At 39.2% G+C, this 22,549-nt stretch carries 25 protein-coding genes; 18 read left to right on the top strand and 7 right to left on the bottom strand.

Annotated elements, in window-relative coordinates:
• Positions 1 to 7 precede the first annotated feature (7 nt).
• Positions 8 to 559, top strand: a complete 552-nt coding sequence (locus tag HWV58_RS21590) for a shikimate kinase (RefSeq protein WP_175636086.1) — start codon at positions 8 to 10, stop codon at positions 557 to 559.
• 75 nt (positions 560 to 634) lie between these two features.
• Here HWV58_RS21590 and crtD read toward each other — a convergent pair whose 3' ends face one another.
• From crtD to HWV58_RS21575, 3 genes are read right to left on the bottom strand one after another with little or no spacing between them, the layout of a single operon-like run.
• Entirely contained in the window at positions 635 to 2,110 is a 1,476-nt protein-coding gene (gene crtD / locus HWV58_RS21585) for a 1-hydroxycarotenoid 3,4-desaturase CrtD (protein WP_175636085.1), read from the bottom strand.
• 4 nt (positions 2,111 to 2,114) lie between these two features.
• On the bottom strand, positions 2,115 to 3,818 hold the full coding sequence (locus HWV58_RS21580; RefSeq protein ID WP_175636084.1) for a M28 family peptidase: 1,704 nt from the start codon (positions 3,816 to 3,818) through the stop codon (positions 2,115 to 2,117).
• Positions 3,819 to 3,862: 44 nt separating this feature from the next.
• A complete protein-coding gene (locus HWV58_RS21575; RefSeq protein WP_175636083.1) occupies positions 3,863 to 4,321 on the bottom strand; it encodes a DoxX family protein in 459 nt (152 codons plus the stop codon).
• A 214-nt stretch (positions 4,322 to 4,535) separates the two neighbouring features.
• Here HWV58_RS21575 and HWV58_RS21570 point away from each other — a divergent pair, with 214 nt between their 5' ends.
• The 3 genes from HWV58_RS21570 to HWV58_RS21560 all read left to right on the top strand — a co-directional run bounded on the left by HWV58_RS21570 (position 4,536) and on the right by HWV58_RS21560 (position 6,722).
• Positions 4,536 to 4,646 carry a phenylalanyl-tRNA synthetase subunit alpha gene (locus HWV58_RS21570; protein WP_175636082.1) on the top strand — a complete coding sequence of 37 codons (111 nt, stop codon included), beginning with the start codon at positions 4,536 to 4,538 and terminating at the stop codon, positions 4,644 to 4,646.
• 167 nt (positions 4,647 to 4,813) lie between these two features.
• Positions 4,814 to 6,223 (top strand): 23S rRNA (uracil(1939)-C(5))-methyltransferase RlmD, encoded by a 1,410-nt coding sequence (gene rlmD, locus HWV58_RS21565; RefSeq protein ID WP_175636081.1) that lies wholly within the window; start codon positions 4,814 to 4,816, stop codon positions 6,221 to 6,223.
• A 91-nt stretch (positions 6,224 to 6,314) separates the two neighbouring features.
• Positions 6,315 to 6,722, top strand: a complete 408-nt coding sequence (locus tag HWV58_RS21560) for a hypothetical protein (protein WP_175636080.1) — start codon at positions 6,315 to 6,317, stop codon at positions 6,720 to 6,722.
• A 158-nt stretch (positions 6,723 to 6,880) separates the two neighbouring features.
• Here HWV58_RS21560 and HWV58_RS21555 read toward each other — a convergent pair whose 3' ends face one another.
• Positions 6,881 to 7,585, bottom strand: coding sequence for a head GIN domain-containing protein (locus HWV58_RS21555; RefSeq protein WP_175636079.1), 705 nt, complete (start codon positions 7,583 to 7,585; stop codon positions 6,881 to 6,883).
• Between the two features lie 189 nt (positions 7,586 to 7,774).
• Between HWV58_RS21555 and HWV58_RS21550 the strand changes: the two genes are divergently transcribed.
• The 9 genes from HWV58_RS21550 to HWV58_RS21510 all read left to right on the top strand — a co-directional run bounded on the left by HWV58_RS21550 (position 7,775) and on the right by HWV58_RS21510 (position 14,643).
• A complete protein-coding gene (locus HWV58_RS21550; protein ID WP_090773251.1) occupies positions 7,775 to 8,284 on the top strand; it encodes a phosphoribosyltransferase family protein in 510 nt (169 codons plus the stop codon).
• A 148-nt stretch (positions 8,285 to 8,432) separates the two neighbouring features.
• On the top strand, positions 8,433 to 9,032 hold the full coding sequence (locus HWV58_RS21545; protein ID WP_235972790.1) for a 1-acyl-sn-glycerol-3-phosphate acyltransferase: 600 nt from the start codon (positions 8,433 to 8,435) through the stop codon (positions 9,030 to 9,032).
• Positions 9,029 to 10,126, top strand: a complete 1,098-nt coding sequence (locus HWV58_RS21540; protein WP_175636078.1) for a glycosyltransferase family 2 protein — start codon at positions 9,029 to 9,031, stop codon at positions 10,124 to 10,126. Before HWV58_RS21545 ends, HWV58_RS21540 begins: the two co-directional genes overlap by 4 nt.
• Positions 10,096 to 10,770, top strand: coding sequence for a carotenoid biosynthesis protein (locus HWV58_RS21535; RefSeq protein ID WP_175636077.1), 675 nt, complete (start codon positions 10,096 to 10,098; stop codon positions 10,768 to 10,770). The genes HWV58_RS21540 and HWV58_RS21535 overlap by 31 nt, the downstream gene beginning before the upstream one ends.
• Positions 10,771 to 10,782: 12 nt before the next feature.
• The gene (locus HWV58_RS21530) at positions 10,783 to 11,631 is read left to right on the top strand and encodes a 4-hydroxy-3-methylbut-2-enyl diphosphate reductase (protein WP_175636076.1); all 849 of its coding nucleotides are present in this window, start codon (positions 10,783 to 10,785) and stop codon (positions 11,629 to 11,631) included.
• 34 nt (positions 11,632 to 11,665) lie between these two features.
• The gene (locus tag HWV58_RS21525) at positions 11,666 to 12,199 is read left to right on the top strand and encodes an isochorismatase family protein (protein WP_175636075.1); all 534 of its coding nucleotides are present in this window, start codon (positions 11,666 to 11,668) and stop codon (positions 12,197 to 12,199) included.
• A 112-nt stretch (positions 12,200 to 12,311) separates the two neighbouring features.
• Entirely contained in the window at positions 12,312 to 12,905 is a 594-nt protein-coding gene (locus HWV58_RS21520) for a fatty acid desaturase (RefSeq protein WP_235972789.1), read from the top strand.
• A 214-nt stretch (positions 12,906 to 13,119) separates the two neighbouring features.
• The gene (gene hemH, locus HWV58_RS21515; protein WP_175636073.1) at positions 13,120 to 14,130 is read left to right on the top strand and encodes a ferrochelatase; all 1,011 of its coding nucleotides are present in this window, start codon (positions 13,120 to 13,122) and stop codon (positions 14,128 to 14,130) included.
• Positions 14,131 to 14,136: 6 nt separating this feature from the next.
• The gene (locus tag HWV58_RS21510; protein WP_175636072.1) at positions 14,137 to 14,643 is read left to right on the top strand and encodes a gluconokinase; all 507 of its coding nucleotides are present in this window, start codon (positions 14,137 to 14,139) and stop codon (positions 14,641 to 14,643) included.
• On the opposite strand, the gene HWV58_RS21505 is transcribed toward HWV58_RS21510, so the two are convergent.
• Entirely contained in the window at positions 14,633 to 15,814 is a 1,182-nt protein-coding gene (locus HWV58_RS21505) for a 3-deoxy-D-manno-octulosonic acid transferase (RefSeq protein WP_317174808.1), read from the bottom strand. The genes HWV58_RS21510 and HWV58_RS21505 overlap by 11 nt on opposite strands.
• A 189-nt stretch (positions 15,815 to 16,003) precedes the next feature.
• Here HWV58_RS21505 and HWV58_RS21500 point away from each other — a divergent pair, with 189 nt between their 5' ends.
• From HWV58_RS21500 to HWV58_RS21480, 5 genes are read left to right on the top strand one after another with little or no spacing between them, the layout of a single operon-like run.
• Entirely contained in the window at positions 16,004 to 17,314 is a 1,311-nt protein-coding gene (locus HWV58_RS21500) for a UDP-glucose dehydrogenase family protein (protein ID WP_175636071.1), read from the top strand.
• A gap of 1 nt (position 17,315) precedes the next feature.
• Positions 17,316 to 18,305, top strand: a complete 990-nt coding sequence (locus HWV58_RS21495; protein WP_175636070.1) for a UDP-glucuronic acid decarboxylase family protein — start codon at positions 17,316 to 17,318, stop codon at positions 18,303 to 18,305.
• Between the two features lies 1 nt (position 18,306).
• Positions 18,307 to 19,329: a UDP-glucose 4-epimerase GalE gene (gene galE / locus HWV58_RS21490; protein ID WP_175636069.1), complete on the top strand. Its 1,023-nt coding sequence runs from the start codon at positions 18,307 to 18,309 to the stop codon at positions 19,327 to 19,329.
• Entirely contained in the window at positions 19,330 to 19,887 is a 558-nt protein-coding gene (locus HWV58_RS21485; RefSeq protein ID WP_175636068.1) for a hypothetical protein, read from the top strand.
• A gap of 17 nt (positions 19,888 to 19,904) precedes the next feature.
• The gene (locus HWV58_RS21480; protein WP_175636067.1) at positions 19,905 to 20,642 is read left to right on the top strand and encodes a tyrosine-protein phosphatase; all 738 of its coding nucleotides are present in this window, start codon (positions 19,905 to 19,907) and stop codon (positions 20,640 to 20,642) included.
• Between the two features lie 149 nt (positions 20,643 to 20,791).
• Here the strand turns inward: HWV58_RS21480 and HWV58_RS21475 are convergent, their stop codons facing one another.
• Both HWV58_RS21475 and HWV58_RS21470 read right to left on the bottom strand, forming a co-directional pair.
• Positions 20,792 to 22,021 (bottom strand): ABC transporter permease, encoded by a 1,230-nt coding sequence (locus HWV58_RS21475; protein ID WP_175636066.1) that lies wholly within the window; start codon positions 22,019 to 22,021, stop codon positions 20,792 to 20,794.
• A 137-nt stretch (positions 22,022 to 22,158) separates the two neighbouring features.
• Positions 22,159 to 22,512 carry a HesB/IscA family protein gene (locus tag HWV58_RS21470; protein WP_175636065.1) on the bottom strand — a complete coding sequence of 118 codons (354 nt, stop codon included), beginning with the start codon at positions 22,510 to 22,512 and terminating at the stop codon, positions 22,159 to 22,161.
• Positions 22,513 to 22,549: the final 37 nt, after the last annotated feature.

Here is a 22,549-nt window from a genome sequence, read left to right as displayed (position 1 = left end):
ATACAACATGAGCAATACGAACGATATAAACAGTGAAAATGTAACCTCTCTTTCCGGAATCATTTTTTTGGTAGGATACATGGGATGTGGTAAAAGTACCAAAGCCAAGCAACTGGCGCACCGTTTAAATTGCCCGGTAATTGATTTGGATGCCGAAATCGTTGCCAAAACCGGAAAAAGTATTGCCGAATATTTTGCTGAGTTTGGAGAAAGTGGTTTTAGGGATTATGAAAGTGAAATGCTTAAAACTTTCAATTATCCGGAAACCTGTGTGGTAGCCACAGGTGGTGGTTTGCCCTGTTTCTTTGATAACATGGAATGGATGAATGCGCACGGAGAAACCGTTTACCTGCAAATGGAACCCGCTGCATTGGTATCGCGACTGCACAATCGTCAAAAAAGGCCTCTAATTAAAGATTTAAACGACGAACAGCTACTGGTATTTATTAAAGAGAAACTTCAGGAGCGCGATCCATTTTATACCCAGGCAAAATTAATTGTAGATGCCTTCGATTTAGATGGCGAAAAACTGGAAGCAGCATTATTGGCAAAGGCTTAACTTTTTTGCTATTGGTAAATACTTATGGCTAAATACTTGATACCAATTACCTGATACTAATTGCTTGCTACTACTTTAATCCACACAATCACTCACAATTTTTGCTGATAACAAAGCCAGGGGAATCCCCCCACCAGGATGAACACTACCACCGCAAAAGAATAAATTCCTAACCTTCGAACTGAAATTAGGGTGTCTGAGAAAAGCAGCGAATTGATTGTTTGAGCTATTTCCGTACAAAGAACCCTGATACGAACCTGTTTTGCTTTCAATGCTTCTGGGATCTAAAATCTGTTCGCAAATAATATCTTTCTCGATGTTCCGGTTTAAAATACGGCTGATTTTTCGAATAATACTGGCTCTTGCTTCCGGTATAAGCTGATCCCAGTTTTGGCCATTATTTGCAGGCACATTAATCATTACAAACCAGTTTTCGTTATTCAGCGGAGCGTCTGTTTGTAGGAGTTTGCTGCTAATGTTAATGTAAACCGTTGGGTCGCTGCTAATGGTTTTATTCTTCCAGATGGCATTAAATTCTTTTTGGTAATCTGCGGCAAACAAGATATTGTGTAAGCCCAAATCATCATAATTGCCATTCATACCCCAGTAAAAAATTAATGCTGAGCTACTACGCTCCTGGCTGAGTAATTTTTTTGGTTGAGGTATGCCTTTAAGCAGGTTTTTATAGGTGAACCAGATATCCAGATTAGAAATCACTAGGTTTGCAGGGTGCATTTTTTCTTTAACCATTATCCCATTAATTTTCGGTTTACGGCTACCTGAATGCAGGATTTCTTCCACCTTTTGGTTATAATGAAACTGAACACCTAGTTCTTCTGCCAGTTTAACCAGGCCACTTACAATGCTATACATGCCATTTTTAGGCAGAAAGGTGCCAAAATGATACTCGAAATGCGGAATCACATTTAAAGTTGCAGGAGCCTGATACGGATCTGAACCATTGTAGGTAGCATAGCGGTTAAAGAGTTGTGCTATACGACGGTCTTTAAAGAATTTGCTGTTGGCCTGTTGCTGTGTGCTGAAAGCATCAATCTGCCCAAACCTGAAAATTGATTTTACCGTGTCCCAATGGAGGTAACTTTTCAATTTGTGCAGGGTTCGTTGTAAAAACACTTTGTGGGTTACATCGTAAATGATAGCGCTTTTTTTTAAGAATTTTTCAACTTCCGATGCGGTAGATTGAGTTTTTGCTTCAATTTCTTGCGCAAACGCATTCAAATCAGCTTTTGCAGTTAACCTTAATCCATCTTCGTAAAAATAACGGCAAATTTCTTTTAACCGGATGTATTCAAAATAATCGTTTGGGTTCTTACCGGCAAGCTGAAAAAGTTCATCCACATATTGTGGCATGGTAAACAGACTGGGGCCAGCATCAAACCTGAAGCCATTCATGCTGATCTCTGCCAGTTTACCACCAGGTTTTGAGCCGGCTTCAAAAACGCTTACCTCATATCCCTTCACACTTAGGCGAATAGCTGATGCAATTCCCGCAATTCCGGCACCGATAACGATTGCTTTTGGTTTAGACATCAATCTATTTCAATTCCTCTAAATATACCTTTGTCTGTTTTTCAATCTCTCCTGTTGCAAATTTAATTGCCGAACCTACTCTTGTTGTTTGTGGTTTTACAGCCATTTTATTGATGGTGGCTAGCGCATCAGTGTACCACTTGCTCCAAACTTCAATAATATGCTTTTCTTCAGCACTGGATTTACCTGCGGCTATGGCTTTTTTGCTCAAATCAAACTCTGTTTTTAGGCGGATCAAAGCATCAGTTTTAACCTGTGCCACCGTAGCTGTGGCTGTATTTTCATCGGCAGAAATTAAAGTGTAAGCTGCCGTTAAACCGCTTATGCCTACGTTTTTCATTTCCGTTGGCGAAACTTTATCAATCCTGTCGTTATCCGTGTGGTAAAAAACATCGGTAAAGTGCCACATCAATAAACCAGGGATTTTATGCTGCAAAAATGGAGTGTGGTCACTTCCGCCCTCAAACGGATTGTAATTCACGGTCCAATTGGCAAATTTTCCCTGTGTTTTACAGATATCGAAAATGAAATCGTTAAAATAATGCGGAAAAAGATCTTTTTCAGTCACATCGCCTGCGCCCCATTCAGTATGTTTATCAGTTCCTCGGGTCCAGATAGCAGATGGATCGGGCATTTTTTCGATTAAGAAAGAACCGCCTGTCTTTTGGGTGTTTTCACCAACCATATCCAGGCTCATTCCCCACATAATGCCTTTTGCACGGGTGGTATCTTCGGTAATGTATCTTCGGGTCGAAACAATTTCGTCGCCCCACAAAAAGGTTAAGCTGCGCTTAGGGTTTATTTTTTTTGCCTGATACAGCTCGGCTGTTAACCGGGCCATTTCGGCTAAAGTACCCACACCACTGGCATTATCATTTGCTCCAGGCTCTTGCACATGTGCACTAAAAACAAAGCGTTCATCCGGACTAACACTTCCTCTCACGTTCGCCACAATGGTTAATTCTTCTGACGGATAAATTTTGGTCTGGATATTTACTTTCAGCTGTGTTGAACCTTTTAAGCAAGTAGCTTTTAATTTTTCTTTTGCAGCATACGATAAAAGCAATGTCCACACTTCGCTATTTGCTTTCATACTGCCAAATTGGATGGAAGTTTGGTGTACTTCAGGTTGGGTGTATTTAGGCATAGCATAACCCAGTACCCCAATTGCCCCTGCTTTAGTTGCGGCCTGGAGTAAACGCGATGGATGATTCTCAGAAAAAAGGATTTTTCCTTTCAAATCCATTTTTTCAAGATCGGCTGGATTTGTTTTATCGAGATAAACTACCTGCGCGGTAACACCACCGGCCGGAGTTGAGCCACAATTGATGGGAATCATATTGCGGTTGGTTTCAAAAGAAATAAAAGGCTGTCTTTCACCAACAATGGCAATGCTGGCATCAACAGGCTCCCAGGTATTGTTTTTCATCGCTCGCTTTTCGATGCGATAAGTTAAAGGTGCTTCAAACTCGTTTTGTTGCTGGGCCACAAAACCTGCTTTCTTCAAAATACTTTCTACCTGATGAATACTGGCATTAAAACCTGTATTACCGGGCACACGAAAATACTTTTCTACAAAAGCAGTGGTTCGGTAAGCATTTTGTTCGTTAAAACCGGCCCGTGTTAATTTAAAATATTCATCCGTTGGAGTTTGAGCGTAACTGCCCAGTCCCGCGAAAAGCAGTGCAAAAAGTATATTCGTTTTCATAAGCGTTTATAAAAGCGAAAGATACTAAGAATATTTAAGCTAACTTAAGCGTAACGCTTACCAGTTTTGCGTTTCATTTCTGCATCGGCCGATAATGGTCCGGAGCCTACCACCCAAAACATAATGAGCAGGAATAAAACCAGCACCGAGAACCAGAGTTCAGAATTAGGAGAGGAGAAACCTGGGGTAAGGTTAACGAAAAATACAGCAAATAGCAAAATCGGAATCTGGACGACCACCGCAAAGCGGGTTACCAGGCCCAGTGTAATTAAAACACCACCAACCAGGTGCGCAAATGCCACCACGTGTATGGCCATGCTGATTAACATACTGGAGAAACCAAAAATGTTGTTTTGTGTAATCATGTTTTGGAGTACAGAAGTGTCGCTAACAAAAGAAACACCTTTACCAAAAATGACAAGGCCAAGGACAATGCGAAGATAATCCAGCCATTTCGAATGATGAACATCGCCCCAATGTTCAATTTTACGGATAACGTTCATAACGAACCTCCATTTTTATGTGAATGATACTTTAAGTTACGGAAATTATATTGGTATATCAAACAAAGAATTGAAAATCAGCAGATGACAAGTTGAAATAAAAATAAATGTAAGGTTTAACCTTTTGATGTAAAATTAACAAAAACTTAAACTATACTGTTTTGGTTTTTGGTCTGAATTTTGTATTATTGTGTAAATAGATAGGTTTTTTATCATGAGCAAAGAAATACTCGAATTTTCTGTACAGGTAGATGAAAAATTTGACCTGAAATTTAACTGGCTGGATGGTTTCTGGGGTGCAGCATTTAAATTTTTTGGACATTAGTTTCTAATATCATAAATATGCTGAATCAGTTATTATAAACTGAGCGGAAAAATATTGTCCGATCCTTCTTACAAACTATTTATATTCATTCCAACTTTAGCCTTCTGCATTGGTCTTTAGCCTTTGGCCTTTTCGCTTTCAGCTTTTAGCCTTATCTTTGCAAAATAATGAGTAGAAGAAAACCTGGTACGGTAACAATAGTTCCAAACGTACAAATAATCGATATTGCTGAAGAGGGAAAAGGTGTTGGTAAAGCCGATGAATTGGTGATTTTTGTTGATAAAGCAGTTCCCGGCGATGTGGTGGATGTGCGCTTAACCAAAAAGAAAAAGAATTTCGCTGAGGCGGTAATTGAGCAACTCCATGAAAAATCTGATTTACGTACCGATCCGTTTTGCGCTCATTTCGGAACCTGTGGCGGTTGCAAATGGCAACACATGGGCTACGAATCTCAATTAAAATTTAAACAAAAAAATGTAGAGGCTGCCTTACAGCGCCTGGGTAAAATAGATACTTCGAATACAGAACCAATTTTAGGCTCGGCGAAAGACCGCTATTACCGCAATAAACTCGAGTTTACTTTTTCGAACAAACGCTGGTTAGAAAAAACCGACGTAGAGCGCGATGAAGATTTTGATATGAATGCCCTGGGTTTTCATGTGCCGTTGCGCTTTGATAAGATTTTAGATATCGAGCACTGCTATTTACAGGCGGAACCTTCAAACTCGATCAGAAATGCCGTACGTAAATATGCTTTAGATAACGGGTTGTCATTTTACGATCTGCGTAACCACGAAGGCGTGCTTCGTAACCTCATTATCCGTACTTCTTCTACTGGCGAGGTAATGATAGCAGTAGTGTTTGCTTATCCTGAACAGGAACAGGTAGATGGCTTGATGAATTTCCTTAAGGCTGAATTTCCGCAGATTACTTCGCTGCTATATATCGTTAACCAAAAGAAAAACGATACCATTTTCGATCAGGAAGTGGTGGTGTTTGCTGGTCGCGATCATATTTTCGAAGAAATGGATGGCATCCGCTTCAAAATTGGCGTAAAATCCTTTTATCAAACCAATTCTGAACAGGCGTTCGAATTGTATAAAATTACCCGCGATTTTGCAGAATTTAAAGGCGACGAACTGGTGTACGATTTATATACCGGTGCCGGAACAATTGCCAACTTTGTGGCCAAAAATGTAAAGCAGGTAGTAGGGGTAGAGTATGTGCCAACAGCTATTGAAGATGCTAAATTCAATTCTGAATTAAACGGAATTGATAACACGATCTTCTATGCTGGTGATATGAAAGATATCCTCACAGCAGATTTTATTGCCAGTCATGGTAAGCCAGATGTGGTAATTACCGATCCGCCAAGAGCTGGTATGCATGCCGATGTAGTGCAGCGCCTGCTGGAAATGGAAGCCGAAAAGATTGTTTACGTGAGCTGTAATGCTGCAACACAGGCCAGAGACCTTGAATTGTTAAAAGAAAAATATGATGTGGTGCGGATTAAACCTGTGGATATGTTCCCACACACGCAACACGTAGAGAATGTTGTATTATTAAGATTGAAATAACTGAATGATAGAATAATTGAATGAGAGGGTTGAATGAAGTAAGTTATCTATAACATTCATTCAATCATTCAAAATTCAATAATTAGTAGGCATGGATAGAGAAGAATTGTTAAGCGCAACACCAGAAGATGGTGGAGCGTCTCAAAAAAAGCAGGAAAGTCCGTTGGTAAGTTTGGAAAAAGACCTCGAGCTTTACACAGATGCAATTAAAGAAGTAGCGATAGAAATTATGGTTGAAGGAATTTCTGCTCACCCAATTTTTATTGCTCACCAGCATGAAGTGAATATTGGCGAGCTGATTTTAAATAAAGAAGAACTCAACACCAATTGGACCATTCAGGCTTCTACCTTAGAAGAGTTTGTGGAAAAAGGCATCATTAGCAAAGAAAAAAAAGAACCATTCTTAAAGGTTTATAAAAGGCCAGAAGATTTTATGTGTGTATTCGTAATTGTTCCTGAAGGCGCAAACTTTATTTATTATCCCTACAAGAAAGGGTAGTCATGAGTCTGAAGTCTGGGTGCTTCAAGATTATGGCTAGCAAAAATTGCAATTGCCCAATCTGTGTAATCCCGTAATCTGTGCAATCCTTTTAAAAAAACAAACGCTGCTTTGTATCCACAAAGCAGCGAGTTATCATTAAACTAAACTAAAATTTTTTAATTCACGTGTCTTACATCTCCGCTTTTAGAGCTTGATGTTTTCTTCAGTGATGCACTTCCTTTGTAATGTACATCGCCACCGCCACTTGCAGAGGCTTCTAAACCTTTATTCACGTAAATAGCTACATCCGAGCCGCCAGATGCCTGTACTTTGGCATAATTGGTAATAAAACCGTAGGCATCAATATCACTGCCCCCGCTTGATTGGATGGTCATATTTTCGGCTCTACCTTTTAAATCGATATCGCTACCACCACTCGATTGGATGGATAAATCAGTACAAACTACATCCAGTTTCAGGTCTGAACCGCCCGATGAACGGATGGCAAGCTTATCTGTTTTTAATTGATTTTGGGTAACTACATCCGAACCGCCTGATGCAGCAATGGTATTCAGACTTTTATAAGTTACATAAGCTTTAATTATGCGGTTTTTAAACAGGCCGCCCCAATTAATGCCATCTTTAAATTTGATGTTTACATTCGCTCCGTTTTGCTCTACTACAATGTTTTTCAAGGTTTCGCTGTCCGACTGGATGCTTACGCCTTCATTTCCGCCTTGGGTAAGATATAAATCTATTCCACTGCTGATGCCAATGCTGTTAAAGTTTTTTACGGCCACATTTTTGGTTTCCTGTGCTCTAGCCATGTAGCTACTCACGATCACAAATAGTATGGTTGCAGATTTGGTAAGGGTTTTCATAGTGCTCTTTGTTAAATGATTATTAAAGCGATCAATCCTGGTTTTTATGGGGATGACAGCCCTGGATTTTGTTTTTGGTATTAATAAGACGCAGTTAATGCCAAAACGTTGCAGTCAAACGAAATTATTTTTCAAATAGTTTGAATTTCATGCTTAAAATCGTTCTTTTTGTATTCAACCTTTTATACAATGGCCGCATCACAATTACTTATTCTAAACAAGAAACAAATTCAGCAAAAAATAGATCGTATCGCTTATCAGATTTTAGAAGATAACCTGAACGAAAAAGAAATTGTACTTGCCGGAATTTGGGACCGTGGCTACAAGCTTGCTTTGAGGTTAGAAAAAGTGCTTAAAAAGATCTCTGGCTTTAAGGTAACGCTATTGCGTATCGATCTGCAAAAAGAAAGTAGCAAATTGGTCGCCTCAACTGATTTAGACGAAAGTCATTGGAAAAATAAGGTGATCATTATTGTGGATGATGTGCTGAACAGTGGTAAAACCCTGGCTTATGGCTTAGGCGTTTTCTTAAATACACCACATAAAAAAATCCGCACCGTGGTTTTAGTTGATAGAAGCCATAAAATATTCCCTATAGCAACCGATTTTGTTGGCCTTGAACTGGCAACTATTTTGAAAGAACATGTAGATGTAGTAATGGATGTTGAAGGAGAAGAAGACCGGGTGTATTTGAGCTAAGATGCGTGTAAGATGGGAGATGTATAATGGATGATGGAATATATGTCCTCATTTGTAACTGAATTGTGGTTCCATTAAACAAACCACATTTGCAATTAAGCCCAATTTTTTGCAATTTCCCGAAATGTATCAACCCCGGAAAAATAATTTGATTTTTAGCTTTTTCTCCTGGTACATTCAGTTTATCATTAAAAAAGATTTCGCAGCCTTCCATTTCGATGGAATTGAAACCAAACCCAATGCTGCTATCCTCATTCTTGCCAATCATTTCAGCTGGTGGGATGGTTTTTTTATCTTTTATCTCAATAAAAAGCTATTCAAAAAACAATTCCATGTATTGGTTAATGCCGATAACTACAATAAAGTTGGTTTTTTGAAATATTTGGGGGCTTTTGCTGCCGAAGGCAAAGGGAAGGATGTTTTAGATACGCTCAGTTATGCAGGTAAATTATTAGACGACCAAAATAATCTGGTGCTTGTCTTTCCGCAAGGTAAGTTGTATTCCAACCATTTAAAAAGCATCAGTTTCGAAAAGGGGGTGATGCAAATGATCAACGCCAGTAAAAAAAACATCAATATCATTTTTGCGGCTACATTTGTCGATTACTTTGCCAAAAGAAAGCCATCAGCTTTTACTTATCTTCAGAATTGGGAAACAGAAGAATACGTGAGTTTACAGTTGTTGAAAAGTGCGTACAATAAACATTACGATCAATCGGTTATTAAACAAACACAGATTACGGAATGACAATTTTTATTTACGCAGTGCTAATTTTTCTGGTCATCAGGTTTTCAGTTACTGTCTTCAATTTCCTGTCCAACCCCAAATTGCCAAGGGTAATTAAGCATTATGAAGATAAAGTTTCCATTCTTATTCCGGCGCGAAATGAAGCAGACAATATACTTGAATTATTAACTTCCATCCGGGAGCAGGACTATCTCCACTACGAAGTAATTGTTATGGACGATGGCAGCAGCGATAACACTTTTGTTCTGGTAGAAGCCTTTTGTAAGCTCAACCCAAATTTTAGGATAGTTAAGGGGAAGGAGCTGCCTCCAGATTGGTTGGGAAAAAACTTTGCCTGCCACCAACTTGCCGAACTGGCTACCGGAAAATACTTCTTGTTTATTGATGCCGATGAAACCATTGAGCGTGGACTAATCAATAGTCTCGTAGCCCGAACGGAAACCGGTAGTCTGGCTTTGCTGAGCATTTTCACCAATCAGGTGGTGCTGTCAATAGGCGAGCGGTTAACTGTGCCTTTAATGCATTTCATTTTATTAAACTTATTGCCTTTGCGCCTGGTTAAACTTTCAAAAAATCCGGCATTTGCTGCGGCCAGCGGTCAGTGTATGTTTTTTGATGCCCATAATTATAACGAGAACCAGTGGCACGAAAGGGTGAAAAACCAGGTGGTTGAAGATGTTGAAATTATAAAACGCGTTAAACTGGAAAAATTTAATGCCGAAGCACTTTTAGCCAACAACCTGATTTATTGCAGGATGTACAAAGGACTTAACGAAAGTATTGCCGGTTTCAGTAAAAATTTACTTGCAGGTTTTGGTAATAACATCTTAATCTTATTACTTTACCAGCTTTTGGTAACCATTGGTCCAGTAATTTTAATCTTAAACTTTAACCTTACTTTACTCGTATTACCGTTAACTTTAATAATTTTAAGTAGAATAATGATCTCCTATTTATCCGGACAAAATGTTTTGATAAATTTGATATTGCATCCTTTTCAGATGTTGTTCTTCTTAATTATTTCATTGATTTCTATAAAAAAGCATATTTTTAAAACAGGCACATGGAAGGGCAGAACGATCAAAGCGATTTAAAGGTTAAAAGAGTTGCAGTTGCTGTAATTATCATTTTTCATTTGGTTGGTTTGCTTGGCTTTTTAATTCCGGCTGCACAGCCCTATTTCCTTAAACTCGTTCCATTCCATTTATTGCTGATGTTTGCGGTAATTGTTTTCGCTTACAATGCAGATGTTAAGCGCTTAATGTTATTTGTATCGGGTGTTTTTCTCTGTGGCTTTATGGTTGAGGTTTTGGGTGTGCACACGGGTAAAATATTCGGCAGTTATTATTACGGGCCTACATTGGGTTACAAAATTGCAGCAGTACCCTTACTCATGGGGGTAAACTGGGTGATCCTGATTTTTAGTGTAGGGCAGATGATGAAAGCGTTAAAGATCAGAAACAGCATCCTTGCTTCTGTTACAGGTGCTTTAGTGTTGGTGATTTTCGATTATTTTTTAGAACCTGTAGCCATGAAATTTAATTACTGGCAGTGGGACTGGCACGAAATACCGGTTCAGAATTATGTAGCCTGGTTTATCGTTTCGGTTATTTTATTGAAGTTTTACTACGCACTGGGTTTAAAACAGCAGAAATACCTGGGTACTGCCATGTTTTTGGCACAGTTTATCTTTTTTGTTGTCTTATACATGACAACCGGAACAAATATTTTTGCTTAATTTTGTATTGCAATGGGTTACAATTTACAGGTTAACATCGATAAATCATCAGGCTTTTGTTTTGGTGTAGTGTACGCAATAGAAATGGCCGAAGATATTTTAGATAACGATGGTTATTTATACTGTTTAGGCGATATTGTACACAATGATGAAGAGGTTGAACGATTAGCCAAACGCGGACTGAAAATTATCGATCACGAAATTTTAAAAGATTTACGTGATGAAAAGGTTTTAATCAGGGCGCATGGCGAAGCACCTTCAACTTACCAGTTGGCTTTAGAAAATAACCTCACCTTGATTGATGCATCGTGTCCGGTGGTTTTAAAATTGCAGAACAGGATTAAAAACTCGCACGACGATGAAGAACAAGTGCTTATTTTTGGTAAGCATGGCCATGCAGAAGTAATTGGTTTGCAGGGACAAACTGATGGTAAAGCGATTGTTTTTCAGGATCTGGCCGAGCTTGATAATGTTGAGCTCCCGGCGAAATTTACCTTGTACAGTCAAACCACTAAAAGTACCGATAAATTTTACCACATTAAAGATGAATTGTTGAGCCGTGGCTACGATGTTAAGGCTAACGATACTATTTGTAGGCAAGTATCTAACCGTTATCAGGAGTTGGAAGATTTTGTGAGTCATTACAATAAGATTGTTTTCGTTTCAGGTAAAAAATCATCCAACGGGAAAGTGCTTTACGATGTATGTAAAAAATATAACGAAAATTCGTACTTCATTTCTAATGTTGAAGAACTGGACCAAGCCTGGTTTACCGAAAATGATAAAGTAGGTATCTGTGGAGCAACCTCTACGCCAATGTGGTTGATGGAAAATGTGAAGGCTGCTTTAGAAAAATATTAATGATAAAATCTATCGGTTAATAATTGTTGTTTATATGAGAGCATTATTAATAATAGATATGCAGATTGGTAGCTTTAAACCCTATGATTTGCGTTATGATACTTTGGGTGTAATTGCGCGGATTAATAAATTATCGGATTATTTCAGAATGAATGATGATAAGGTAATTTTTGTTCAACATAACGGCACTAAAGAAAATATTTTTTTACCAGATACTAAAGATTGGCAGTTTTTACCAGAATTGATCAAATGCGATACTGATTATGTGGTTTCAAAATCAGCAAATGATGCATTTTATAATACACAGCTGGAGGATACTCTTTCCAAACACAATATTTCCGAATTATTTATAACGGGTTGTGCGACTGATTTTTGTGTCGATTCTACCGTGAAATCGGCTATCACTAAAGATTACCATGTAATAGTTGTTGGAGATGCTCATACTACTGCCGATAGACCACATTTAAGCGCAAGTAAAGTGATTGAGTATTATAATTGGATTTGGGACGAGATGACACCAATCAACTTTAAAATCAAAGTCGTTAAAACCAATGATTTGGCTTTGTAGTTTAAATAATAACAATTGATAATTATTTTAAACCATGGACAATAAAAAATCTTGGATTGGTTCAGGTGCTGCAACTCTGGTTATTTCCTGCTGGCTTATATCCCTTTTTTTCATGCTAAATTGGAACTTTGCCTGGAGCAATCCATTCGTTTATTTGATGGTTTTGGTCCAGATGCATTTGTATACCGGTTTATTTATTACTGCACACGATGCCATGCATGGTACAATTTCGGCCAATAGAAAAGCGAACAATTTTTTCGGTTACCTTGCTGTGTTCTTGTATGCGGGCTTTTTTTATAACCGATTATATACCAAACACCACCAGCATCACAATCATGTACATACGGCTAAAGATCCTGATTTTGCACCACATGGTTTCTGGAAATGGTATTTCAGGTTTATGTTAAATTATGTAACGGTAATTCAATTGGTAATTATGGCCATTGCCTATAACATTCTGAAAATATGGGTACCCGAGAAAAACCTCTTGTTATTTTGGGTGCTGCCATCCTTGCTAAGCACGTTTCAGCTATTTTATTTTGGTACTTATTTGCCACACAAAGGAGAGCACGATAACGAATATCATGCTTCAACACTACAAAAGAACCATTTTATTGCATTCATTACCTGTTACTTTTTTGGCTATCATTTAGAACATCACCAAAAGCCAGCTACCCCCTGGTGGCAACTGTATAAAACAAAGTAAGCCTTACCAGTGGCATTAGCTATTACAATTTAACACGGAATCACATTTCGTAATTCAGAATTTACCGATCATAGCAAGTCGCGCTAAACAAACTGAGAATATTCACCATTAATATTATTTTCTATTGACGAAAAAATGTTTTTCATCACTTTTTAACATAGGTTAAAAACAATAAATACGCGATATTTGCGCCACGTAACATATTTTATTATCAATGAGCAAAAAGGGAATTTTACTGGTAAATTTAGGAACACCCGATAGTGCGGCAACAGCCGATGTTAAAAAATATCTTGATCAGTTTCTGATGGACGAAAGGGTAATTGATATTCCTAAACTAAACCGTACACTATTGGTTAAGGGAATTATTGTTCCTTTCCGTAGCCCTAAAACCGCTAAATTGTACCGCGAAATATGGAACGAAAATGGTTCGCCGCTTTTGTATTACAGTAAGTTGCAGGCTAAAATGTTGCAAGAAAGACTGGGCGAGGAATACCATGTAGAGCTAGCCATGCGCTACCAAAATCCTTCAATTGCATCAGCACTCGATAAACTGAAATTGGGTCTGGTAGAAAGTATTCAGGTTATTCCAATGTTTCCGCAATATGCATCGGCCAGTACTGGCTCGGTAATGCAATTGGTTATGGAGCTGGTGGGAAAATGGCCAACTGTTCCGCCAATTTCCTTTGTTAATTCTTTCCATGATAACGAATTAATGATAAAGGTTTTTGCAGAAAATGCAAGGAAACATCAGATAGAGACTTACGATCATGTGTTGTTCAGTTTCCATGGTTTACCTGAACGCCAATTACTGAAGTGCGACCATACCGGCAGTTATTGCTTAAAAAGTAGCGATTGTTGTCAAACATTAAACAATACAAATAAGTTCTGTTATTCTGCACAAGGACATGATACCGCCCGATTAATTGCCGAAGAATTAAACCTGGCGAAAGACAAATATACTGTTTGCTTTCAGTCGCGTTTAGGTAAAGAGCCCTGGGTACAACCTTATACCACCGATGTGCTTAAAAAGTTAGCTGGAGAAGGTAAAAAGCGTTTGTTGGTTTTTAGTCCGGCTTTTGTGGCCGATTGCCTGGAAACCCTTTACGAAATTACCGTAGAATACCATGAAGAGTTTAGGGAGTTAGGCGGCGAGCATGTTCAGCTGGTAGAAAGCTTAAACGATAGTCCGGTATTTATTGAGGCACTTGCCGGAATGATTAAATAATTAAAAATGGCAGGTTTTATCGTTTTAATGGGCGTTTCGGGAAGTGGTAAAACCGTTATTGGGAAAGCGCTTGCGCCACGGATAAATGCTGAGTTTATTGATGGCGATAACCTCCATTCACAGCGCAATGTAGATAAGATGGCGGCGGGCATTCCATTAACAGACGAAGACCGTTTGGATTGGCTTCAGCTGATTGCCAAAGTTGGCCGTGAACATGTGGCACATGGTACATCATGCATCATAGCCTGTTCTGCATTAAAAAAGGCATACCGTGAGCTATTGCGGATCGATAATCCGAGCATCAGCTTTGTATATCTAAAAGGAAGTTTCGATTTAATTCACGATCGGATCAAGATGCGTTCGCATCAGTACATGCCATCAAGTTTACTGCAGAGCCAATTCGATACCCTGGAGGAACCACAAAATGATGAACAAGATGTACTAACGGTTTCTATCGATCAGTCTATTCAGGCAGTTGTAACAGAAATCGCTCAGGCTAAGCTCATTTCGTAATCATCGAAATAATCTGATCTGTTGCCCCTTTTTTATCGGCTACATATTTTTTTGCTGCATCGGCTGCATTTTTATTGTCTGCAAATGCATTAAAGGCGCTAATCAGCTCTTCTGTAGACGATATGCTTTTCGCTGCGCCAATGGCAATTAAATCTTTGGCTTCCTGAAATTTATCATATTTAGGCCCGAAAATAACTGGTAGGCCAAATGCTGCTGCCTCTAAAGTATTGTGTATGCCGGCACCAAACCCCCCGCCAATGTAAGCCACTTTACCATACTGGTACAAAGCAGAAAGCATACCGATATTATCAATGATGAGTATTTGCTGACTGGATTTTGGCGTTTGATTACCTGAACTGAATGCCGAAAACCGCAAACTGCCAACTGGGAACTGCTTTTCAATGCTTTCGATGTGACTGCTGTGGATTTCGTGGGGTGCAATGATAAATTTCCAGTCAGGATATTTGGCAGGCAATGCGGCAAGTAATTTTTCGTCTTCGGGCCAGGTGCTGCCGCAAATCAAAGTTGGTTTGCCATCAATAAATTGTGCTATCAAAGGCAGTTCCTTTGGTTCCTGCGCATTTTCATAAACGCGATCGAAACGGGTATCGCCGTTGATGGTTACATTGTTTAAACCAATTGATTTTAACAGGTTTTCACTCTCTTCATTCTGAACAAAAAAGTAGGTTACTGCTTTAAGTATGTTGCGGTAAAAGCTACCATACCATTTAAAAAAGGCCTGGCTATCTCTAAAAATACCCGATATTACATACAAAGGAATGCCGCGGTCTTTGAGCGCTTTAAAATAAAAATGCCAGAATTCATATTTGGTAAAAATGGCCATCTCGGGGTTAATACTTTCAATAAACCATGCGGCATTCTTTTTGGTATCAAAGGGCAGGTAAAAAACATCAGCCAAAGCATAATTTTTTCTAATTTCATAACCCGAAGGCGAAAAGAAAGTAACCACGATTTTTTTAGCAGGATAAAGCGTTTTCAGTTTTTCTAAGACCGGTCGGCCTTGTTCAAATTCGCCTAAAGAAGCAAAATGGAACCAAATGTGTTTTTCTTGCGGATTAATGCGCTGAACAATTTGTGTATAACTGTTTTTACGCCCCTTTATGAATAGTTTAGCCTTAGGATTAAATAAGGAAAAGATCCTTATTAGCAAAATGTAAAGCCGAATTCCGATTATGTAAAGCAAAAGCATTAGTGTAATTTCATATCTTCGTGCCAAGATAAAAGGAATATATTTAAAAAGCTTAATAATATATGAAACCATCGGGATTTAGCCTATAAATCAAGGCAATTAGATGAGTCAGGATCGTTTCGTTACAGACAAAAATAAATTATACTCTAAATGAAAATAGCCGTTATTGGTACAGGATACGTAGGTTTAGTTACCGGAACCTGTTTAGCAGAAACAGGAAATGATGTTATTTGTGTTGACATTAATGAAGCAAAGGTTAAACAGATGCAGGCGGGCGAGGTGCCTATTTATGAGCCTGGTTTAGACCTTTTGTTCCATAGAAATATTGAGCAGGAAAGATTAACTTTTACCACCAATCTTGCTGAAGCAGTGAAAGATGCGCAGATTATTTTTATGGCTTTGCCAACGCCTCCGGGTGGAGATGGTGCTGCCGATCTTTCTTACATTTTAGGCGCAGCTAAAGACGTTTCGAAGCTCATTACGGAGTATAAAGTAATCGTAAATAAATCAACAGTACCAGTGGGTACAGCAGATAAGGTAAAAGCTGTTTTTACCGAAAATACTTCAATTGAAGTGGATGTGGTTTCCAATCCTGAGTTTTTAAGAGAAGGTGTGGCTGTTGATGACTTTATGAAACCAGACCGTGTGGTTTTGGGTACCAAAAGCGAAAGGGCCAAAAAACTGATGACCGAGGTGTATGCGCCTTATGTGCGTCAGGGAAACCCGATCCTGTTTATGGATGAGCGTTCTTCGGAGCTGACTAAATACGCAGCAAACTCGTTCTTGGCCACCAAAATTACCTTCATGAACGAAATTGCAAACCTTTGCGAATTGGTAGGTGCAGATGTTGATGCGGTAAGACGTGGTATTGGATCAGACGACCGTATCGGAAAACGTTTCCTTTTCCCTGGTGTGGGTTACGGCGGTTCATGTTTCCCGAAAGATGTGCAGGCTTTGGTTAAATCATCCGACGATTATGCTTACGATTTCCAGATTTTAAAATCGGTAATGGAAGTTAACGAAAGGCAAAAAACAATCCTGGTAGATAAGGTCTTAAAATACTACAAAGGCAATATTAAAGGCAAACATTTTGCACTTTGGGGCCTGGCTTTTAAACCTGAAACTGACGATATCCGCGAAGCACCAGCTTTGTATATTATCGATGAACTGGTGAAGAATGGTGCTACGGTTACCGTTTTTGATCCGGAAGCAATGGCTAATGTGAAAAATATTGTGGGCGATAAGGTTAACTATGCCAAAAACCAGTACGAAGCATTGGAAGGTGCTGAAGCACTGTTAATTGCAACAGAATGGTCGGTTTTCCGTAACCCCGATTTTGATAAAATTGAGAGTATTTTGAAAAATAAAGTGGTTTTCGACGGTCGAAATTTGTATGATTTGCAAAAAATGATCGATCTTGGCTATTATTATAATAGCATAGGTAGAAAACTAATAGATTAAAATGGGTCGAAAAAGAATTTTGATTACAGGTGCAGCCGGATTTTTAGGTTCGCACCTTTGTGATCGCTTTGTGAAAGAGGGTTTTCATGTTATCGGAATGGATAACCTGATTACGGGCGACATGGCAAATATTGAGCATTTGTTTAAACTCGAAAATTTTGAGTTTTACAACCATGATGTTTCCAAGTTTGTACATATTCCGGGTAAACTTCACTACATCTTGCACTTTGCTTCGCCGGCAAGTCCGATCGATTACCTTAAAATCCCGATCCAGACCCTCAAGGTAGGCTCGTTGGGTACACACAATCTGTTGGGATTGGCCAGAAATAAAAACGCAAGGATGCTTATTGCTTCAACTTCTGAAGTGTACGGCGATCCGAATGTTAATCCACAGCCAGAAGAATACTGGGGCAACGTAAATCCGGTTGGCCCTCGTGGTGTTTACGATGAAGCCAAGCGTTTTCAGGAAGCCATTACCATGGCCTACCATACCTTTCACGGTGTAGAAACCCGGATTGTAAGGATCTTCAATACTTATGGGCCCAGAATGCGCTTAAACGATGGACGTGTTTTACCGGCTTTTATTGGGCAGGCGTTAAGGGGCGAAGATTTAACGATCTTCGGTGACGGCAGTCAGACCCGTTCTTTCTGTTATGTTGATGATTTGATTGAGGGAATTTACCGTTTACTGATGAGTGATTATGCCCAGCCGGTAAACATTGGTAACCCGGATGAAATCACCATCAAGCAGTTCTGCGAAGAGATTATCAAACTTACCGGTACCTCGCAAAAAATTGTGTACAAGGAACTTCCTCAGGATGATCCGAAACAACGCAGGCCGGATATTACCAAAGCAAGAGAGATATTAGGTTGGGAGCCGAAGGTAGACCGTGCTGAAGGATTAAAAATTACATACGAATATTTTAAATCATTGCCTCCAGAGGCTTTGGAAAAGATAGATCATAAAGATTTTACCACATTTAACCGTTAAAATGGCAAAAATATTAGTTACTGGTGGAACAGGATACATAGGTTCGCACACAGCAGTAGAATTACACAACGCAGGATACGAAGTTGTAATTGTAGATAACCTTTCTAATTCGAACATTAAAATTTTAACCCAGCTTCATGCCATTACTGGCAAATGGTTTGATTTTCACGAAATCGACCTTCAGGATGATAAAGCTGTGCAGGAATTTGCAGAAAACCATACCGATATTGATGGAATTATCCACTTCGCAGCTTCAAAAGCAGTAGGCGAATCGGTAGAGCAACCTTTAAAATATTATAAAAACAACTTTTACGGATTAATTAACCTGTTAACCTCGTTCAACAGAAAAATTAATTTCGTATTCTCTTCTTCATGTACCGTTTACGGTCAGCCGGAAAGCTTACCGGTAACCGAAGCAGCACCGGTACAAAAGGCAGAATCGCCTTATGGTAACACCAAACAGATTGCAGAAGAAATTTTAGCTGAAACTGCTGCGGTAACACCAGATTTGAATATCATCGCATTGCGTTATTTTAACCCGGTTGGTGCGCACGAAACAGCATTGATTGGCGAATTGCCAAATGGTGTTCCGGCAAACCTGGTTCCTTTTATTACCCAATCTGCTATTGGTAAACGCGGTCCGATTACTGTTTATGGAGATGATTACGATACGCCAGATGGTTCTGCCATCCGCGATTATATCCACGTGGTGGATTTGGCTAAAGCACACGTTGCTGCCATTAAACTTTTAGAAAACGGAAACCCAAATGGCAATTACGATGTTTTCAATATCGGTACCGGTACAGGTTCGTCGGTTTTAGAGATTATTGCTGCTTTTGAAAAAGTAAACAATGAAAAACTCGACTATAAAATCGGTCCAAGAAGAGCAGGGGATATTGTGCAGATTTATGGTGATGTACAGAAATCGAATGCGCAACTGGGTTGGAAAGCCAATCTGGATATCAACGAAATGATGCGCTCGGCATGGGAATGGGAAAAATACATTAAGGCTAACCCTTTTTAAATGAAATTATCGGAGCACAAAGATCTTAAAGAAGCCATTATCAGTTTGCCTGTTAAAGAAAAAGACAAGTTATTACTGCGTTTAATTGCAAAAGATAAAGTGCTTACCGAACATCTTCATTATAAATTGTTGGAGGATGAAACGGATTTAAACGACCGGAAAGAAAAGATTAAAGCCGATGTAGATGAGCAGATTTTGGAAATACACAAGCTGAATGCGAAAGAAGCTTTGGTAAAAGTCCGGAAAATGATCACCACAGTAAATCATTTTTACAAGGTTACGAAAGATCCGTTAGGGGAGGTAGAACTGAAATTGTTTATCCTCAATGCCCTTCCTTTCGATTATAAGAAATCAATTTTTGGTTACCGCGATTTTATGATATTATTTACAGCATTTTATCTGAAAACAACCGCGGTAACCTTAAATAAATTTAAAAAACTTCACGAAGACCACCAATTCGACTTGAGCGAAGATTTTAATCATTTGCTCCATAAAATCTATTCCTCTAAATTTGCAGGAGCAGCCGAGGCAAGTAATCTGCCAAGGGAAATAAGTTAAAACCATGATTTACCATTATGTTCGGATTATTTAAAAAGAAAAAAATAGTACCCGAATTTAATTTCTCCAATATTGGGGCCGATATGCACTCGCACATTATCCCGGGTATTGATGATGGCGCACAAACAATAAAAGATTCTTTACTGCTGGCCAAAAAATTTAAGGCTTTGGGCTACCATAAACTGATTGCCACGCCGCACATCATGGCCGATTATTACCGCAATACACCCGATACCATTAACCGTGGGCTTGATGTGTTAAGAAAGGGATTAAAGGAAGCTGAGATAGATCTGGAGGTTAATGCTGCCGCAGAATATTATCTGGATGAAACCCTGGAGAAAAAGATCAGGCAAAAGGAGGTCTTAACTTTTGGTTCAGATTACCTACTTTTTGAACTATCGTACATCAATGCGCCGCAAAACCTACTCGATTTTATAAAAATAATTCAGGATGCTGGCTACAAGCCTGTTCTGGCTCATCCCGAAAGGTATCCCTACTATCATCAAGCTTTCGAAAACTATCACCAGATTAGGGAAACGGGTTGCCTGCTGCAGGTAAATACCATTGCCTTAACAGGCTATTATGGTGCTGGGGCAAAAAAAGTAGCTGAAGAAATGGTAGAAAACCACCTGATCGATTTTATGGGTAGCGATATGCATCACTTAAAGCATGCCGCCGCGTTAGAAGATAGCTTAAGCACACCTTTAATCGAAAATTTGCTCAGTCAGCACCAGCTGAGGAATTCCTTGTTGTAAGCTCACTGGTTCATTTGTCATTAGTTCATTGGTTTCAGCAAAGTGCCAAATAACAAAATGCCTTATAATCGACATTCTTTTATTTATTTTTTGCATAGTTGCAGGCCATTAACTAATTAACCATTGGCCAATGAACTATTGAATTTTAATTATTCGTATCTCAACGCCTCTACAGGATCTAATTTCGATGCTTTTTTGGCAGGGTAATATCCCGAAAGGATTCCAACCAGTACGCATAATACGAAACCGCCGATAATAAACAGCCACGGAATTAGGAATGCGCCGCCCATGGCCAGTGATATGATATTCCCCAGTACAATACCTAAAAATATACCGAGTACACCGCCCATCAGGCAAATTACTACAGCTTCAATTAAAAACTGACGACGTATTACCTGCGGATTGGCACCAATAGCCTTGCGGATTCCGATTTCGCGCGTACGCTCAGTAACCGAAACCAACATGATGTTCATTAAGCCGATTGAGGCACCAATGAGCGTAATAATACCAATGGCAACACCGCCGATGGCTACAAAAGCCAGGTTTTCGAAAAGCGTTTGTGCAATGGCATCACTCTTGGTAATTTCGAAATTATTGGTTTCGTTTACCTTTACCTTGCGGATATTTCTGAACAATGCTGTCGATTCTCCGATAATGTTCTCCTGCATTTCATTGCTGGGTACCATTACCGTGATGGTGTAAGATGGATTGGCATTTGCATTAATCTGTTTCGCTTTTAACAAGGGAACATAAACGGCCCTATCGCCGCTAAAGCCCATGCTCGATCCTTTTTTCTCTAATATCCCAACAATTTTAAAACGGTTGTTACCTACGTTAATTAGCTTATCGAGCGGATCAGCATCTTTAAAAAGTTTTTCTACTACCTCGCCACCTACAATGCATACGTTACTTCCCAGTTGTATTTCGGAAACACTAAAATTCCTGCCCTGCGATAAGTTTAAGCCCTGCGAAGCCAAGCCATTTTCGTCGATGCCCTGCACATTGATATTCGGGTTGGTTTTTAAACTGCCATATTTTACCGTAGAACCACCGCTGGCAAACACACTTACGGCTACAGTTGCGGGTGTATTTAAGCTGTCTTTAAATTTTACAGCATCTTCGTAGCGGATCGCCTTAAAAGGTTTGGGCCTTTTACCATTTCCAATTCTGATACCGGTACCGCGGTTACGTATCGTGAATGAATTGGCCCCCATGCTGCTAAAAGCATCGGTCATACTTTTCTTTACAGCATCAAGTGTGGTTAAAATCCCAACTAAAGCCATTAAACCTATGGCAATAATTAAGGCAGTAAGCATGGTACGCAAGCGGTTACCTTTAATAGATTCTAATGCCAGTCTGATGTTTTCTCTGTAATTCATTTATTGTAAGTATCAAGAATTAAGTAGTAAGGTAGGCTTCCGCCTAAACCTTATACTTTAAACCGCTTGTGGTAAAAATAAAAAAGTCCCGATGTTTAGACAAGGGGACTGTACGATATGTTACAATAATATTTTATTTATGCCGAGAAACTCGTGCCACAGCCACAGGTGCTGGTTGCGTTAGGGTTAATGAAGGTAAAACCACGCGAGTTTAAGCCATCCTGCCAGTCGATCATCATGCCCATTAAGTACATCTGGTGTGCTTTGTTCATGAAAACTTTGATGCCATCGATCAAAAATTCCTGATCGCCATCTTTTCTCTGATCAAAACCCAGTATGTAGTTCATGCCAGCGCAACCGCCACCCTCTACACCAACGCGTAAGCCGTAATCTTCGCCAATTTCCTGCTGATCTCTTAATTTATATAACTCTTTGGCTGCTCCTTCCGAAAAAGTAACTGGTGCAAATGCTGTATCAACTGTTGTGCTCATGTTATTTAAATTTTATCTGTCACAAATATAAATAATA

Source organism: Pedobacter ghigonis (assembly GCF_903166585.1).
GTDB lineage: Bacteria > Bacteroidota > Bacteroidia > Sphingobacteriales > Sphingobacteriaceae > Pedobacter > Pedobacter ghigonis.
The sequence above is the reverse complement of the archived record's forward strand: the minus strand, read 5'-3'. Positions and strand labels throughout refer to the sequence as shown.